This window comes from Streptococcus mitis (genome assembly GCF_001579035.1).
Taxonomy (GTDB): Bacteria; Bacillota; Bacilli; order Lactobacillales; family Streptococcaceae; genus Streptococcus; species Streptococcus mitis_J.
Map to the genome: position 1 here is coordinate 93,642 of NZ_KQ970286.1, position 848 is coordinate 94,489.

Consider the following 848-nt stretch of genomic DNA (forward strand, 5'->3'; position numbering starts at 1 on the left):
TACAGCCTTTTCTACAGCCTATGGAAGTCGCTTGAAATTGGATTTTGTAACGGGTTATATTGGATCTTCTTATCACACAAGGGGAGTCTATCGTGTGGTTGTGAAGGCTATCAAAAAAGATAAGGCTGACCCTCAAAATGAAAGAGAGATAGAAGAAACTATTTATGACCACACCATCAACGAAGTTGACGGTGTAGTGGACAATAAAGAGCTCAAAAATAGAGGAGTTGATATTCGTGGAATAAACGAATGGCTTCATACGAAATTTAAAATAGAATATAAAAGCAAGGTGCTTAAAGAAGTCAAAAAGAGAATGGTTGCCTATAGTGGATTGGGTGAGAAGGAAAAAGCAGAGAAGGAAGAAGAAATAAACAAACAAGTTAACGAAGAGCTCAAGGATAGCGTTTCCTGGGAAATAACCAAAGAATTTTTTACTGAAATGTTTAATAAAAAACCACAAGCACGTTTTGCAGGTCAAATTGTAAACATGCTATACCAAAGTGGCAATGGCGCATTAAAGAATTTTCTAAGGGTCGACCACTCCCCAGAAAACCCTATAAGGAAGGACAAAGATCTTGATAAAAAAACGGATAGGTTCTATCAATTGTGGCATTATTTATTCCCTACTGCAAAGAAAATCACCTATCATGGAGATGTCGATCAGTTAGAAATTGAAACAGACGCAACAGAAGTTCGTAAGGAACTTAAAACGAAACTTGAGCAAAAAGAGAATGACCTAAAGACAGCAACTGACGAGTCCCAACGTACTGCCCTTCAAAAAGAAATTGAAGAGCTGAAAGCAAAAATGAGTACGACGCATTCCTACACTTATCGAGAAGCTAGAGATG

At 37.6% G+C, this 848-nt stretch carries 1 pseudogene; it reads left to right on the forward strand.

Annotation, left to right across the window (positions count from 1 at the left end):
• Window positions 1-31 precede the first annotated feature (31 nt).
• Window positions 32-848: pseudogene (locus SMIDD26_RS12170) on the forward strand (hypothetical protein); the annotation flags it as partial.